Origin of the sequence: Streptomyces sp. PA03-1a (assembly GCF_033792805.1) — a bacterium.
Classification (GTDB): Bacteria; Actinomycetota; Actinomycetes; order Streptomycetales; family Streptomycetaceae; genus Actinacidiphila.
This window is the reverse complement of sequence record NZ_JARAVO010000235.1, coordinates 1-14,852: the sequence shown is the minus strand read 5'-3', so window position 1 is coordinate 14,852 and position 14,852 is coordinate 1. Positions and strand designations below refer to the sequence as shown.

The following is a 14,852-nucleotide window of genomic DNA, read 5'->3' as shown; positions in this document are numbered from 1 at the left end:
TTTTCACAGGTGTTTTTGCGGGCGCGGCAGGTGTGGTTGAGAGCCCGGCCACCCGACCCCCCACCGGGCGCCGGGCCCCCGCTGAGGGGGCCCGGCGCCCGGTGGGTGGTGCGGGTGGGGTTACTTCACGTCGACGAAGTCGGCCGTGGAGACGGACGCGCCGCTGAGCGAGGTGGTGACGAAGTTGTAGCGCCAGTAGCCGTCCACGGACGCCTTGACGGTGGTCTTCAGGGCACCGGTGCTGCTGGACTTGACGGTCTTGACCGTGGTGTACGCGGTGGTGCCCTTCTTGCGGAACTGCAGCTGCACGGACTGGCCCGTGTAGCCGGCGTACTTGTGGGTCTCCCAGTTGGCCCGGGTGAGCTTGCCGGTCACGGTGATGGTCTTGCCCTTCTTCACCGGCTCCGGCGTGGCGTTGACCGTCAGCTCGGTGTTGCGCTTGATCTTCGCGGTGCCGGCGATCTCCTTCTCTACGTAGTCGCCGTCCTTGCCGCCGACCACGGCGTACACCTTCCAGGAGCCGGCGAGCGCGTTCTTGTAGAGGTCCGCCTTGGGGTCGATGGTGATGCTGACCTTGCAGGTGGAGGTGGTGGCGTTGACCACGGTGCAGGCGGCGTAGTCCGTGGGCGGGAAGAGGCCGCCGTCGATGCCGTCGTCGGTGAACGACGAACCGTGCCAGAGGAACGCCACGCCGCCGTCGATGCCGGCCGGGTCGGTGGCGGTCACCGCGACGGAGACCGTCTTCTTGTTGCTCGTCCCGAGGACGATGTCCTTGCCGCCGTTGACGACGACCTTGGTGATCTTGGTGTCACCCACGGACTCGTCCGCCCCCGCCTTGGCGAAGGTCGACAGGGCAGTGGCGGCCGGCTTGTCGGAGGCCTGCGCGGCCGGGACTGCCAGCGAAGCGAGGGCCAGGGCGCCGGAAACGGCCGCCACGGTGGCGCGAATACGCATGCTTGAGAATCCCCCAGATGAAGAGGACGCCCGTCGAACTCCCCCGGACGAGGCGTCTCGAATGGTGAGAGGAAGAGAGTACGCGCGAACAGTCATCCAGCGGAAATGCTTTCGACATATCTCCCTGTGTGACGACGGCCACTCGGTCCGTCGCCACCCAGCCGCTCAGCCGCTCAGCCGCTCAGTCGCTCAGTCGCTCAGTCGAACCAGCGGTCGCGGGCCAGCTCCTCCGTGCGGGTCGGGTCCTCCAGCAGGGCGGCCACCTCGAAGCGGCGCTGCCAGGCGCCGGCCGCCCACGACAGGCCCGCGGCGACGCCCTCCAGCGTGGCGGCGTGCAAGGTGCCGTCGATCCACCGCCAGTCGAGCTCGACGGTGCTGCCGTCAGCCGCCCTGACCAGCAGTTCCTCGTGCTCGACGTACGACAGGGGGGCGCCCGGGAGCAGCTCGCGGACCGCGTCCGCGACATCGTGCGGCTCGCCCTCGGAGACGACCGGGGCATCCAGGGCCTCGCTGAGCCGGCGCACCTGGAACAGCTCGGCCAGCGCCGCGGCGCGGACCGGCGGGACCGGGAGCAGGGGCAGTCCTGCGGTGAGCGGGAGCAGGTCGGGCGCGTCCGCGACGAGGGCGTCCCCGGCGTCGACCACGCGCGGCTCGTGGCCGTCGACGACGGCCCGCAGCTCGTCGGGGAGGGTGACCTGCTCGGGTTCGAGGGTGCCCAGTTCCGAGTACAGCCGGTGCAGTTGGGCCGGGGTGACCGTGGAGCCCGGGTCGGCGAGCCGGGCGAGCAGTTCGGCGGCGCCGCCCGGCTCGTCCAGCAGGGCCGTGACGGACGTGCGCACGCCCAGGGCGCGCAGCACCTGGTCGTCCACGGCGCCGGCCTCGGCGTCCTCGTACAGCCCGTCGAGCAGCGGGTCGCCGCCGGCCGCGCGCAGGCCGACCGGGCGGCGGCCGTCGAGGACCGGGTGGTCGCGCAGCCACCAGGCGGTGTAGGGCCGTACCGACTCCGTGGTGCCGTCGGGCAGCAGGACCCGCACCGGCTGGGTGACCGCGTCGCGCAGCGGCGGCACGGAGAGCATGGCCAGCGCCTGCGGCCATGCGTCGTCGGCGACGAGGTCGAGGTCGCGCACGGCGACGATCTCGGTGGCGACCGGCGGCACGTCGGTGTCCGGCAGTTGGTCGAGGACGTCCTCGCACCACACGTCGACCGCGTCGAGCAGTCCGGCGTCGTCCGGCTCGGCCCAGTCGCTCTCGCGCGGCTCCAGCTCGTCCGGGTCGAGCACCACGTCGGTGGCCCGTACCAGGGCGAAGGTGGCGAGCACGCCGACCGCCGTCAGCGGTTGCTCGCCCCAGCGGGCGGCCAGGTCCTCGTCGACGGAGCCGAGCTCCCCCTCCCGGATGACCTGCTCGAAGGCACTGCCCGGCAGCACCAGTTCACCGGCGGGGGCGAGCTCGCCCTCGTCGTCGGTGAGGGCGAGGGCGGCCAGCCACGGCTCGTCGCCGGGGGCGAGGTTCGCGGCCCGGACCAGGCCCAGGACGACCTCGGCCAGTTCCTCCGCGTCCAGCGCGGGCGCGTCCTCGTCCCAGGCCTCGTCGGCGTCCAGGGACGCGGCCACCGCCGCGCGCACCTGCGGGGTGGTGAGGACGGCGCGCGGGGTCGCCGGGGTGGCCCCGAGCTTCTCCAGCAGCGGGTGCGCGGCCGCCGGGTCGGCGACCTTCAGGCCCAGCCGGGCCAGCTCCGAGGCGGCGGGCAGCCCGGTGCTGACGGGGGCGGCCCCCTCGGCGTAGACGCTGTCCATCTCGGGGAGCGGCAGCAGCACCTGGCGCGGTCCGACGACGGTACGCCGGTCGGCCAGCGGCACGGGCAGCCCGCTCAGCCGGTCCGGGTCGGTGCCGGCCAGCGAGTCGTACAGGCGGTGCCACCAGTCCGCGGGGCGCTCCACCCCGGCGAGCCGGTCGATCGCGTCGCCCAGCGGCAGCCGGGCCACCCCGAGGACGCGCAGTTCGGGGCGGCGCTCCAGCCCGGGGGGCAGCAGCGTCGGGAAGACCTCCGCCAGCACGCGCACGGTCTCCGCGCCGGTGCCCTCGACGACCTCGGCCTCCACCGGGCGCAGCGCGGGCGGCAGTTCGTCCTCGCCGTCCGTGCCCGTGACGTCGGCGGCGCGCGGCAGGAAGGCGGTGCGCGGCAGCCGCTCCTGCACGTGGCGGCGCAGTTGCGCGTCCAGCTCGCCCTTGCCGAGCGGGCCGGGTACCAGGTCCACGATGCCCGTGCTCACCGGTCGCCAGTCCGCCAGCAGCCGTACGTAGAGCTCGGCCGCCCGCGCGACCAGGAAGTCGGTGAGGGCGCCGGGTGCGGCGTGGCGCCGGCTCGGGTCCAGCGGCAGCGAGGCGATGAGCAGCGCGGGCAGCCCCAGCGGCTCGTCCGTCGGCGTCGGGGCGTGCACGAAGGGCGCCGTCCGCGGCCGCTCGGGCGCGCCGTCCTGGCCCACCGGGACGGCCCAGGTCACCGACCACACCGGGCGCAGCCGCTCCTCGACCGGGCGGTCGCTCAGCAGCGCCGCCTCCAGCGGGCCCGCGTCGCTCACGGTGCGCCAGCGGGTGGTGCCGCCGGCGCTGTCCACGACGACGGTCAGCCCGTCCTCCTGACGCCGGCTCAGGGTCCGTACCCCCTCGGGCGTCTCCACGACCACCTCGGTCAGGCCGGGCAGGGACAGCAGCAGCGCGTCGTCGATCGCGGCGAGCAGGCTCGCCGCGAGGTCCGCGGCGGCGCCGTCGCGCAGCGGCAGCACGACGCACGTGTCGTAGCCGTCCGGGGCGGTGCCCTCGGCGGGCAGCGGCAGCCGCAGCAGCGGTACGTGGCCGTCCCGGCGGCGCAGTTCGTCGGTGAGCCCCGGGGAGCGCCCACCGGTCTCCCGCGCGAGGTCGCGGGCCTCGGCCAGCGACCAGCGGACGCCGCCGCTGCGGCTGAGGATCGCGGGCTCGTCGCTGACCGCGAGCACGGCGGAGAACCCGACGCCGAAGCGGCCGACGGCCAGGGCGCCCTCCTCGCGCTTGGAGCTGGCGCGCAGCGTCGACAGGGACTCCACGCCCGCGGCGTCCAGGTGGGCCCCGGTGTTCGCGGCGGCGAGCACCCCCTCGCGCAGGGTCAGCCGCAGGCGGCCGGTCACCCCCGCACGGGTCGCCGCGTCGGCGGCGTTCTGGGCCAGCTCGACGACGAGACGGTCGCGGTAGCCGCCGAGCGCGAGGTCCTCCTCCGCGTTGGCGTCCTCCCGGAACCGGGCGGGCGACGCGGCCCACGCGTCCAGCACGGCCCGCCGCAGCCGTGCGGTCCCGAACGGATCTGCGCCCCGGTCCATCGCGGTCCCGCTCACGTCGTCTTCTCCCTCACGCGGTGTCGCATGCCCTGCCCTGTGCGAGTGACGCTACCGCGTGGGCTGTCGCCCGGTCGTCCCGCACGCGCCCGCCCCGGGGGACGCCGCCCCGCGCGGGCCGGGCCGGCCACGGTGCCCCCTGCGGTGGGCCGCCCCAGGCTCTGCTCGGCCCCGGACATCGGCCGCCGGCGGAGCCGGCAACGTGGGCCGAGCTCCCGGCCGGGAAACGGCAGCCGTCACCGGTGACCCACCCCTCGACCGGAGCGCCCGGACAGCAGCCCGCGCAACCCGGGCGCGGGCGTCGGCCGGCAAGGTGGCCGCATTCCCCCGCCGGGATGGCACCCTCACCCGCGCACAGCGGCCCCGGTGGGTCGGGCGTGGGCGCAGGGGCACCCCACCCGGCCCTGATCCGCGCCGTCCGCGGACGGCAGACGTCAACTGGGGCCCAGTTCCTCGACCGGAGTGCCCGGACGGCAGCCCGCGCAACCCTGGCGCGGGCGTCGGCCGTGGCCGAGTCACCCAACCGGGACGACCGGCGCCCAACGGCCCCGGTGGGCCCCGGACCAGGCCGGACGCGGGCGGAGCCCACACGGCCCGCAAGGAACGCCCAGCGCCACCCGATCGCAGGCGTCGGCCACCGCCGGATCCAGCGACCGTGGGCCGAGTTGCCGGGATGGCGCCCTCACCGTCGCCACAGCGGCCCCGACCTGGACCAGGCGGGGCGTGTGGCGGAGGCCACACGGCCGCCGAGGCGCGCCATCCGCGGCGCGGGCGGTCGGGCGGCGGAGCGGGGGACACCGGACCCGCCGCCCCGGGCCGCGGCGGAGCCGTCAGCTGTGGCCGAGTTCCTCGGCCGGGGTGGTGTCCTCGACGGAGCCCTGGCGGTCGGGGTGGAGGGGGAGCGGCTCGATCGCGGTCTCGTCGAGGACGGGCGGCGCGGGCCGGGGCGTCTTCGGCATGACCGCGGCCTCCGAGTGCGCGCCGCAGCCGTAGGCGAGGGAGACCACGCGTCCGTCGGCCGGGGAGAACTCGTTCGCGCAGACGCCGAAGGCCTGCCGCAGGGAGCCCGCGATCGGGACGAGGAAGCCGCAGGAGACGCACTGGGCGGGGGCGGCCTGGGCCATCGGGGCCTTGGGGCCGTACTCGTCCTCCCAGCGGTCCGCGGCGACGTGCAGACCGTACCGGGACAGCACGCGAGGCCGGGCCATGCCGATCTCCTCCGCGACCGCGGCGATCGTGCCGACCGTGGGCGCCATCGGCAGGGTCGCCGGGGGGCCGCCGGAGACGTCCGCGTCCTCGGCCTCGACGAGCTCGGCCATCTCCTCGGAGACCGGCGAGTTCGGCGGCGGGGCGTCCTCCCCGGAGAAGCCGGTCTCCAGGCGCAGGTCCTCCGCCTCGGTGGGCAGCAGGTCGCCGGGGCCGAGGTCGCCGGGGCGCAGGCGCTCGCTCCACGGCACCCATTCGGGCGCGAGGATGGCCTCGGGCCCGGGCACGAGGACCGTCTCGTCCAAGGTGATGGCCTTGGCGCGGGAGGCGCGGGTGAGCGTGACCGCCCAGCGCCAGCCGCGGTAGGAGGCCTCACGGCAGTCGAACAGGTGCGTGACGACGCGGTCGCCCTCGGCGACCGCCCCGAGGTGCTCGCCGACCGCTTTCTCGCCGAAGGCCTCGACGGCGGCTTCGAGGGCGAGGTCGACCGCCTCGGCGCACAGGCGGTCAGGGGTACGGCTTCGCATCGCAGCACTCACAAGAATCGATTCTCTCCTACGCCGTCTTACGCGTGCGCCGCCGAGGGTCGGGCGGGGCGGTGGCGGAGCGGACCGGAGGACCGCTTCAAACGCTGCCTGCCCGTACGTCCACGGGCGCACCTGATGACTCCATTCTGCGCGATCGCACGCTATCGGTGCGCGCCCCGTTCGGAAAGCCGCCCGGTAGGGCAGACTGGCGAGCGTGGCACGCACAGTGACGTCCGGCCCGGGACCGGTTCGCAGGGCGGGGAACGCCGTCGCGCGCGCCACGCAGCGTACGTCGTCCGCCGTGGTGCGGCGCGTCCGGCGTCACACGCACTCGGGCGGGGCGGGCGAGTCGGGCCTGGCGAAGCTGATCGAGCTGCACGCGGTGAACTCGGCCGGCGACATGCTGATCACCGTCGCGCTCGCCAGCACGATCTTCTTCTCCGTGCCGACCGGTGAGGCGCGCGGCCGCGTGGCGCTCTACCTGCTGGTCACGATGGCCCCGTTCGCGCTGCTGGCCCCGGTGATCGGGCCGCTGCTGGACCGCATCCCGCACGGCCGGCGCGCCGCGATGGCGATGTCGATGCTGGCCCGGGCGATCCTGGCCTGGACGATGGCCGGGGTGGTGGCGACCGCCGGACTGGAGCTGTACCCGGCCGCCTTGGGCGTGCTCGTGGCGTCGAAGGCGTACGGCGTGGTGCGCAGCGCCGTGATGCCACGGCTGCTGCCGGCCCGTACGACGCTGGTGAAGGCGAACTCCCGGGTGAGCCTGACGGGCCTGCTGGCCACCGCCGTGGCGGCGCCGATCGGCGGGCTGCTCCACCTGATCGGGCCGGGCGTGCCGCTGTACGGGGCGTTCGTCGTCTTCGTCGTCGGGACGCTGCTCTCCTTCTCCCTCCCGCACAAGGTGGACTCCGCCAAGGGCGAGGCGCGCGCCGAACTGACCTCGGGTGAGGAGGTCGAGCACCACCGCCTGGGCCGGCAGTGGCGGGAGAAGCGGCCGGGGCTGCGGAGCGTCGGCGGCCCGGTGCTGCACGCCCTGCAGGCCAACGCCGCGCTGCGGGCGCTGTCGGGGTTCCTGACCCTCTTCCTGGCGTTCCTGCTGCGCGAGCATCCGCTGGGCGGCCTGTCGGGGCCGGTGTCGCTGGGCCTGGTCGCCGTGGCGGCGGGCACCGGCAACGCCTTCGGCACCGCGCTGGGCTCCTGGCTGCGCGACCGCGGACCGGAGCGGATCATCATCAGCGCGCTGGCCGCCGCCCTGGCGGCGACGTGCGTGGCGGCGGCCTGGTACGGCGTGCTGACCATCGCCGTCGTCGCGGCCGCGGCGGGCATCGCGCAGGCGCTGGGCAAGCTCTCGCTGGACGCCCTGATCCAGCGGGACGTGCCCGAGGAGGTGCGCACCTCGGCGTTCGCCCGCTCGGAGACCGCCCTCCAGCTGGCGTGGGTGATCGGCGGCGCCATCGGCATCGTCCTGCCGCTCAACGGCACGCTGGGGATGGCGGTGGGGGCGGCCCTGGTGGCGCTCGGCGTCACCTTCTCGGTCCGCGGCCTGATGACGGGTGCCCGGGGACGGGCGACACGTCCGCGCACCGTCTGAGCGGGGGGGTGGCCAGGGGACACGAGCGGGCCCCCCGCGTAGCGGGAGCGCGACCGCCCGGTAGCCTCACCTTCATGAGCAATCGCCGCCGTGCCGCCGCCCTCGGTGCCGTGTCCCTCGGGCTGATCGCCCTCTCCGCCTGCGAGAAGCCGACCCCCCTGGCGACCGTCACCGTCGGCGACAGGACCGTGACCACCGAGGCCACCAGCAAGTGCTACCTCGACGGGAAGAAGCTTTCGGAGCAGGTCTTCCTGGCCTGCCTGCAGGGCAAGCCCGAGAAGACCATCACGGTCCGGCCCGGTGACAAGGTGCGGATCGGCGTCGACCCCGCGATCGCCGAGAAGGGCTGGGTCGTGGCCGCCGGCACCTCCGGCAAGTCGGGGCTGCTGAAGGACACCACCTACCGCTCCTTCGACGCCGAGACCCTGCTCTCCGACGCGCAGACCGGTGCCGCGGCCAGCGAGGTGACCCTCAACATCATCGAGACCGCCGGCGCCCAGGACTACCTCGGCGTCTGGCAGTTCAAGCTGAAGTCGGCGGGCTGAAACCGTCCGCTGACTCCGCCGAGGTCATGATGCCCCGCCTCCTCGTCGTCACCGCCGTCCCGGCGGAACGCGACGCGGTCGTCCGCGGGCTCGGCGGCACGCCCGCCGAGCAGCCCGTACCGGGTGGCCGCGTGCTGCTGCGCACCGCCCTCGCGGACGTGCTGGCCGCGGGCGTCGGCCCCGCCGCCGCGGCGGCGGGCACGGCGGCGGCGCTCACCGCGGCGCGGTACGGGCTCGTCGTCTCGGCCGGGATCGCCGGCGGCTTCCAGCCCCACGCACCGGTCGGCTCGGTGGTCGTCGCGAACGCGATCGTCGCCGCCGACCTGGGCGCGGAGGGCCCGGAGGGCTTCCTCCCGGTCGCCGAGCTGGGCTTCGGCACCTCCGAGCACCGGCCGCCGGGACCGCTGTCCCGCCGGGTCGCCGACGTGCTCGGCGCGGCGTACGGGCCGGTCCTGACGGTGTCGACGGTGACCGGGACGGCCGGGCGGGCCGCGGAGCTGACGCGTCGTCACCCCGGCGCGCCGGCCGAGGCCATGGAGGGCTTCGGCGTCGCGGAGGCGGCCGCGGCGCACGGGCTGCCCGTCCTGGAGATCCGTACGGTGTCCAATCCGGTGGGCCCGCGCGACCGCACGGCCTGGCGGATCGGGGAGGCGCTCGACGCGCTCGCCGACGCCTTCGCCCGGCTCGGGAAGCAACCCGCCGTACTCGACGTTGGAGACCGGACATGAGCCAAGAGCGCGCACTGCGGATCGCCTACTCCCCGTGCCCCAACGACACCTTCGTCTTCCACGCCTGGGCGCACGGCCTGGTCCCGGGCGCGCCCGCGATCGACGTGACCTTCGCGGACATCGACGTCACCAACGGGATGGCCGAGCGCGGCGAGTTCGACGTCCTGAAGGTCTCGTACGCGGTGCTCCCCTACGTGCTCGACGAGTACGCGCTGCTGCCCTGCGGCGGCGCGCTGGGCCGCGGCTGCGGCCCGCTCGTCCTGACCAGGGACGAGGGCACCGGCAAGGGCGCCGACCTGAGCGGGCGCACGGTGGCGGTGCCGAGCGAGCGCTCGACGGCGTACCTGCTCTTCCGGCTGTGGGCGGCCGCCGAAGTGCCGGGCGGCGTCGGGGAGATCGTCGTCCTGCCGTTCCACGAGATCATGCCGGCGGTACGGGACGGCCGGGTGGACGCGGGGCTCGTGATCCACGAGGCGCGCTTCACCTACCAGGACTACGGGCTGCACAAACTCGCGGACATGGGCGAGCACTGGGAGCAGACCACCACGCTGCCCATCCCGCTCGGCGCGATCATCGCCAAGCGCTCCCTGGGCGAGGAGCGTCTGCGCGAACTGGCGGCCGCGGCCCGCACCTCCGTGCACATGGCCTGGGACGAGCCCGAGGCCTCACGCGGCTACGTCATGGAGCACGCGCAGGAGATGGACCCGAAGGTGGCGGACCAGCACATCGGGCTGTACGTGAACGAGTTCACCTCGGCGCTCGGCGAGGAGGGCTACGCGGCGGTCCGCGGGCTGCTCACCCGGGCCGCGGCCGAGGGACTGGTGCCACCCCTCGGTCCGCACGCGCTCGAGTCGTGAGCCCGCACCCGGGCGGGGGGTCAGACGTCCAACTGGTCGGCGACGACGCGCAGGACGGACGCGATCTTGTGGCCGTGGGCCTTGTCCGGGTAACGGCCGCGCTGCAGCGAGCGGGCGACGTCCTCCAGCAGCGTGGTGAGGTCCTGGACGATGGGCAGCAGTTCGTCGGGCTTGCGCCGCTGCGCGGCCGCCACGGACGGCGCCGGCTCCAACAGGGTCACCGACAGCGCCTGGTCACCGCGCTGTCCGGCGACGACGCCGAACTCGACTCGTTGCCCCGGCTTCAGCGTGGCCACGCCGTCCGGCAGAACGGAGGAGTGCACGAAGACGTCGCCGCCGTCGTCGCGGGAGAGGAAGCCGAAGCCCTTCTCGCTGTTGAACCACTTGACCTTGCCGGTAGGCACGTCCGACCTCGTCCTCGCTGTAGACAGAAAAAAGCTCTTGGATAGCAAGACAGCGGGCCTCTTGGCAGACCCGCTGCCCATAAGGCTAATGGCCCAGGGGCGTGTGACAAGACTCCGTGGTCTTCCTGCCCCGGCCACCGTCCGGCCGGTGCGCTGCGACTTCCCCGGGCGATCTACCCTGGTCCGGTGACCACCGAAACCCGGAAACCCGGCGATCTCCTCGTGCGCGCCGGCGCCGCCGTCTTCGTCGTCGGCGCGCTCGGCACTCTGGCCACCGTGGCCCCGCTCTTCCTGGGATCCGACCCGCTGCCGACCGCCGCCTACCTGGTGTCGATGCTCATGGGCGTCGGCTTCGCGCTGGCCCTGGCCGGGCTGCTGCGCTCCGCGCGGGCGCAGAGCCGTCAGGCGACGGCGCCGGGGTCCGGGGCGTAGGAGGCGAACCAGGCGGGGAACTCCGTCAGGTCGGCCAGCACGACGTCCGCCCCCGCGGTGCGCAGTTCGTCCGCCGTGACCGGGCCCGTCGCCACCGCCACGGACAGCGCGCCGGCCGTGCGGGCCCCGACGACGTCCCCCACGTGGTCCCCGACGTAGACCGCCGCCCCGTACTCGGTCAGCGCCTCGGCCTTCGCCTCGGCCCACAGCCAGCCGCGCACCTCGTCGACCTCCAGGCCCAGGTGCGTGAGGTGCAGCTTGGCGTTCGGCTCGTGCTTCGCGGTGACCACGACGGCCCGCCCGCCCGCCGCGTGCACGGCGGCGACGGCCTCGCGCGCCCCGGGCATGGCCGGGGTCGGGGCGATGGCGAACTCGGGGTACAGCGCCCGGTAGCGGTCCGCGACCGCGGGGACGTCCTCCGCGGGGAACCAGTGCGCCAGCTCCCAGTTGAGCGGCGGCCCGAGGCGGGTGACGGCGAGCGCGGCGTCGACGAAGACACCGGTCTCCTCGGCGAGGCGCTCGTACGTGGCCTTGATGCCGGGCCGTGAGTCGATCAGGGTCATGTCGAGGTCGAACCCGACCGTTATCGGGGACGTCGGCTGGGAAGCGGGCATGGCAGCCACTCTAACGAGGCCGCCGGCCGGCCCTGCTCCCCCGCCAGAGCAGGAAGGCGGCGGAGGCGACGGCCGCGATCCGCACGACCGTGGGCAGCGCGTCGGCGATCGCGGAGTCCAGGCCGCCCTCGGGGATCGGCTCGCCCCACCGTCCGGCGAAGCGGCCCCAGATCCAGATCAGCGCGGCCGCGGCGGTCAGCCCCGGCAGGCCCAGCGCCGCGAACCGGGACGCGCGGCGGGACAGGCGGCGTGAGCCGTACGCCACGGCCCACCCGGCGAGGAGGGCGATCCAGGAGCCGAGGACGGCGCCGGTCAGCAGCAGGAGCGCGGCGACGGACTCCAGGAGACCGGCCCGCCACCGCCACGGCCCGCGGCGCGTGGCCGGCGCGGCGTCCGGCTCGGCCTCGGGCGCGGCCTCGGCCTTGGCGGCCGGGGCGGCCGGGGCGGCCTCCGGCTCTTCCTCCGGGGTCAGCGGGATGATCAGGCCACCGGTCATGCCGGGCAGCCCGGCGAGTTCGTCACCGGGCAGGAACGTCCGCGACGCGGACGGCGAAGGCGAAGGCGACTGGGTGCGCTGGTCGGGCAGCCGCCACCACTGCGGCTCCGCCGGTGCGGGCTCCGCCGGGGTGCGGGGGGCGGGCACCGCGGCGGCGGCCTCCCCCTCCACCACGGCGTCCGGGGCGCCCAGCCGGCCCAGGATCCGCCGCACCACGGCGGGGTTGTCGCTGCCGTGCCGCTCCCGGTCGATGTCCTTGCGCAGGCGTGCCACCAGGTCCCGCCGCCGGTCCGCCGGGAGGGCGGTCTGTGCCAGGTCCCCCACCTTGCTGAGGTAGTCCAGTACCAGCCGGTCGCTCTCCTCCGCACCCATGCCCCGACGCTACCGCCCCGGGCCGCGCCCGGGCATGGTTGCGGGTCGGCCGCTCGCCGGAGGCGAAGCGGGATGGCGCAACCCCACGACGGCGCCGCGCCTGTGCGGTACCGCGGGATGCTCCGGCGTCCGCACCCCGGTGGGTGGGGTGCGCCCACCCTCCCCCAGCCTTCGGCCGGGGGACCCCCGTGCCCGGGGACGACTGCCCACAACCCCACACACCCGCACCGGGCACGCTTGGGGAAAAGCGGGGGCGACGCCCACCATGGGTTGGGGACGGGCAGGGCTAATGTGGGGGAGATGAGCACTGACGGCCCCGCGGCGGCGCCGCGCACGCTCGCGGAGGATCTGCGCGCCCGCGGCGACGACGCGCTGTCCGCACTGCTCCGGGCGCGCCCGGACCTGCTGAACCCGGTCCCGAACGACCTCTCGCAGCTGGCGACCCGCGCCGGCACCCGCGCCTCCGTCGTCCGCGCCCTCGAACGCCTGGACCGGTTCACGCTGCAGACCGCCGAGGCCCTGGCCGTCGCGCCGGACGGCGCCGGGCACGACGCGCTCGCCGCGCTGATGGGCCCGGAGTCGGCGGAGGCGCTGCCCGGCGCGGTGGCGACGCTGCGGGCGCAGGCACTGCTGTGGGGCGGGGACGACCGGCTGCGCCTGGTGCGTACCGCGCGCGACATCCTGGCCCCGGCCGCGGGGACCCCGTCCCCGACCGGCCTCGGGCCGACCGTGGCCGAGGCGACCTCCGGCATGTCGCCGACGCGGTTGCAGCAGATCCTCACGGTGGCCGGGCTGCCGCCCACGCACGACCCGGTGAGCGCGGTCGGGTCGTTGACCTCGCTGTTCGCCAACCGGGCGCGGATGGCGGCACTGCTCGACGGCGCGCCCCCGGAGGCCGTGGCGGTGCTGCGCAGGCTGGCGTGGGGCCCGCCGTACGGGGAGGTGGCGGACGTGTCGGTGCCGCCGCCCCCGGTGGCCTGGCTGCTGGAGCGCGGGCTGCTGCTGCCGGCCGGGGCGCGCAACGTCGTGCTCCCCCGCGAGGTGGCCCTGCATCTGCGCGACGGCAGGGCGCACCGCGCCCCGGAGCCGGTCGCGCCGGCCGTGGAGCCGAAGCAGCACGATCCACAGGCTGTGGACAGGACCGCCGCGGGTCAGGCCTTCACAGCGGTCCGTACGGTCGAGGAGCTGCTGAAGCAGTGGGAGACCGGCGGTCCGCCGGTGCTGCGTGCGGGCGGGCTGAGCGTGCGGGACCTGAAGCGGGTGGCCACGGCACTGGACGTGCCGGATCCGCTGGCCGCGTTCTGGGTGGAGGTGGCGTACGCCGCGGGCCTGGTCGCCGCGGACGGGGAGCTGGACGAGGCGTACGCGCCGACCCCAGCGACCGACGGGTGGCTGGCGCTGCCCGCCGAGGACCGCTGGGCGGCCCTGGTCACGGCGTGGCTGGCCGCCACCCGCGTACCGGGTGTCGTCGGCACGCGGGACGTGAAGGGCCGCGCGCTGGCGGCGCTCGGCCCCGACCTGGACCGTTCGCTCGCCCCGGAGGTGCGCCGCCGGACGCTGGAGCTGCTGGCCGCGCTCCCCGAGGGCGCCTCGGCGGACCAGGACGCGCTGCTGGCCCGGCTGCGCTGGGAGCGACCGCTGCGGGGCGGCGCCTCGATGGACCCGCTCCGCGCCGACCTGGTGCGCTGGACGGTGACGGAGGCGGAGATGCTGGGGGTCACCGGCCGTGGCGCGCTGGCGGCGCACGGCCGCGCGCTGCTGCGGCGTTCCGGGGACGCGGCGGCCGTGCTGCTCGGGCCGCTGCTGCCGGAACCGCTGGACCACGTGCTGCTCCAGGCCGATCTGACGGCGGTCGCACCGGGCCCTCTGCAGCCGCACCTCGCCGAGACCCTGCACGTCCTGGCGGACGTGGAGTCCAAGGGCGGCGCGACCGTCTTCCGCTTCACCCAGGAGTCGGTGCGCCGGGCGCTGGACGCCGGCCGCACCGCCGCCGACCTGCACGCCTTCCTCTCCGCGCACTCGCGCACGCCCGTGCCGCAGCCGCTGAGCTACCTCGTGGACGACGTCGCCCGCCGGCACGGACGCTTGCGCGTGGGCGCGGCTTCGGCGTACGTGCGCTGCGACGACGACGCGCTGCTCAGCGAGCTGCTGGCCGACCGCCGGGCGGCCGGCCTCGGGCTGCGCCGCCTCGCGCCGACGGTGCTGGCGGCGCAGAGCGATCCGGCGACGCTGCTGGAGCGGCTGCGCGCGCTGGGCCACGCGCCGGCGGCCGAGTCCGCCGAGGGCGATGTGCTGATCACCCGCGCGGACGCCCGGCGCACCCCGCCGCGCAGCGCGCCGGTACCCGTGGTGGACGGGCCGCCGACCCCGGACGGGACACTCCTCGGGGCGGCCGTCAAGGCGATCCGGGCCGGTGACCGGGCCTCGACCGCGGTCCGCAGGGAGCCCGCGGAGCGCCCCGGCGGCCACGGCGACGGCCGGTTGCCGCGCACGGCGGCGGCCGAGACGCTGGCGACGATGCAGGCGGCGGTGCTGACCGGCGAGTCGGTGTGGATCGGCTACGTCAACGCGGAGGGCGCGGCGAGCCAGCGCGTGATCGGCCCGATCCGGGTGGAGGGCGGGTTCGTCACCGCGTACGACCACACCGCCGACGAGGTCCGCACCTTCGCGCTGCACCGGATAACGGGTGTCGCCGAGCTCGCCGACGACCTGGCGTGACCCTGCCGCGGGGCGGGGACGGGACGCCGCCCGGGGC

Annotated in this window: 12 protein-coding genes; 6 read left to right on the top strand and 6 right to left on the bottom strand. The window is 75.6% G+C overall.

Translation table 11 applies throughout. The features are described from left to right. Positions 1-120 precede the first annotated feature (120 nt). The 3 genes from PV341_RS36635 to PV341_RS36625 all read right to left on the bottom strand — a co-directional run bounded on the left by PV341_RS36635 (position 121) and on the right by PV341_RS36625 (position 6,055). A complete protein-coding gene (locus PV341_RS36635) occupies positions 121-954 on the bottom strand; it encodes a calcium-binding protein (protein WP_500330354.1) in 834 nt (277 codons plus the stop codon). A gap of 197 nt (positions 955-1,151) precedes the next feature. After that, positions 1,152-4,307 carry a sacsin N-terminal ATP-binding-like domain-containing protein gene (locus PV341_RS36630; protein ID WP_500330377.1) on the bottom strand — a complete coding sequence of 1,052 codons (3,156 nt, stop codon included), beginning with the start codon at positions 4,305-4,307 and terminating at the stop codon, positions 1,152-1,154. A gap of 845 nt (positions 4,308-5,152) precedes the next feature. Continuing rightward, positions 5,153-6,055, bottom strand: coding sequence for a DUF3027 domain-containing protein (locus PV341_RS36625; protein ID WP_500330356.1), 903 nt, complete (start codon positions 6,053-6,055; stop codon positions 5,153-5,155). Between the two features lie 214 nt (positions 6,056-6,269). Here PV341_RS36625 and PV341_RS36620 point away from each other — a divergent pair, with 214 nt between their 5' ends. From PV341_RS36620 to PV341_RS36605, 4 genes are all read left to right on the top strand, one after another. Then, entirely contained in the window at positions 6,270-7,649 is a 1,380-nt protein-coding gene (locus PV341_RS36620) for an MFS transporter (protein ID WP_499512474.1), read from the top strand. Positions 7,650-7,723: 74 nt separating this feature from the next. Continuing rightward, positions 7,724-8,194: a hypothetical protein gene (locus PV341_RS36615; RefSeq protein WP_499512475.1), complete on the top strand. Its 471-nt coding sequence runs from the start codon at positions 7,724-7,726 to the stop codon at positions 8,192-8,194. Positions 8,195-8,220: 26 nt separating this feature from the next. Next, the gene (locus tag PV341_RS36610) at positions 8,221-8,922 is read left to right on the top strand and encodes a futalosine hydrolase (protein WP_500330358.1); all 702 of its coding nucleotides are present in this window, start codon (positions 8,221-8,223) and stop codon (positions 8,920-8,922) included. Then, the gene (locus PV341_RS36605; protein ID WP_500330360.1) at positions 8,919-9,779 is read left to right on the top strand and encodes a 1,4-dihydroxy-6-naphtoate synthase; all 861 of its coding nucleotides are present in this window, start codon (positions 8,919-8,921) and stop codon (positions 9,777-9,779) included. The genes PV341_RS36610 and PV341_RS36605 overlap by 4 nt, the downstream gene beginning before the upstream one ends. 20 nt (positions 9,780-9,799) lie before the next feature. Here PV341_RS36605 and PV341_RS36600 read toward each other — a convergent pair whose 3' ends face one another. Continuing rightward, on the bottom strand, positions 9,800-10,183 hold the full coding sequence (locus PV341_RS36600; protein ID WP_319161765.1) for a cold-shock protein: 384 nt from the start codon (positions 10,181-10,183) through the stop codon (positions 9,800-9,802). A gap of 186 nt (positions 10,184-10,369) precedes the next feature. On the opposite strand from PV341_RS36600, the gene PV341_RS36595 reads away from it, so the two are divergent. Further along, the gene (locus tag PV341_RS36595) at positions 10,370-10,615 is read left to right on the top strand and encodes a hypothetical protein (RefSeq protein WP_500330361.1); all 246 of its coding nucleotides are present in this window, start codon (positions 10,370-10,372) and stop codon (positions 10,613-10,615) included. Here the strand turns inward: PV341_RS36595 and PV341_RS36590 are convergent. Together PV341_RS36590 and PV341_RS36585 are read right to left on the bottom strand one after the other, a co-directional pair. Next, positions 10,585-11,229 carry an HAD family hydrolase gene (locus PV341_RS36590; RefSeq protein WP_500360072.1) on the bottom strand — a complete coding sequence of 215 codons (645 nt, stop codon included), beginning with the start codon at positions 11,227-11,229 and terminating at the stop codon, positions 10,585-10,587. The genes PV341_RS36595 and PV341_RS36590 overlap by 31 nt on opposite strands. A gap of 10 nt (positions 11,230-11,239) precedes the next feature. Next, entirely contained in the window at positions 11,240-12,097 is an 858-nt protein-coding gene (locus tag PV341_RS36585) for an HAAS signaling domain-containing protein (RefSeq protein WP_500330364.1), read from the bottom strand. A 300-nt stretch (positions 12,098-12,397) separates the two neighbouring features. Between PV341_RS36585 and PV341_RS36580 the strand changes: the two genes are divergently transcribed. Further along, positions 12,398-14,815 (top strand): helicase-associated domain-containing protein, encoded by a 2,418-nt coding sequence (locus tag PV341_RS36580; protein ID WP_500360070.1) that lies wholly within the window; start codon positions 12,398-12,400, stop codon positions 14,813-14,815. Positions 14,816-14,852 lie beyond the last annotated feature (37 nt).

Coding starts and splice junctions, on each gene's coding strand:
- PV341_RS36585 (WP_500330364.1), bottom strand. CDS start 12,097: ATGGGTGCGGAGGAGAGCGACCGGCTGGTACTGGACTACCTCAGCAAG.
- PV341_RS36615 (WP_499512475.1), top strand. CDS start 7,724: ATGAGCAATCGCCGCCGTGCCGCCGCCCTCGGTGCCGTGTCCCTCGGG.
- PV341_RS36590 (WP_500360072.1), bottom strand. CDS start 11,229: ATGCCCGCTTCCCAGCCGACGTCCCCGATAACGGTCGGGTTCGACCTC.
- PV341_RS36610 (WP_500330358.1), top strand. CDS start 8,221: ATGATGCCCCGCCTCCTCGTCGTCACCGCCGTCCCGGCGGAACGCGAC.
- PV341_RS36635 (WP_500330354.1), bottom strand. CDS start 954: ATGCGTATTCGCGCCACCGTGGCGGCCGTTTCCGGCGCCCTGGCCCTC.
- PV341_RS36630 (WP_500330377.1), bottom strand. CDS start 4,307: ATGGACCGGGGCGCAGATCCGTTCGGGACCGCACGGCTGCGGCGGGCC.
- PV341_RS36580 (WP_500360070.1), top strand. CDS start 12,398: ATGAGCACTGACGGCCCCGCGGCGGCGCCGCGCACGCTCGCGGAGGAT.
- PV341_RS36605 (WP_500330360.1), top strand. CDS start 8,919: ATGAGCCAAGAGCGCGCACTGCGGATCGCCTACTCCCCGTGCCCCAAC.
- PV341_RS36625 (WP_500330356.1), bottom strand. CDS start 6,055: ATGCGAAGCCGTACCCCTGACCGCCTGTGCGCCGAGGCGGTCGACCTC.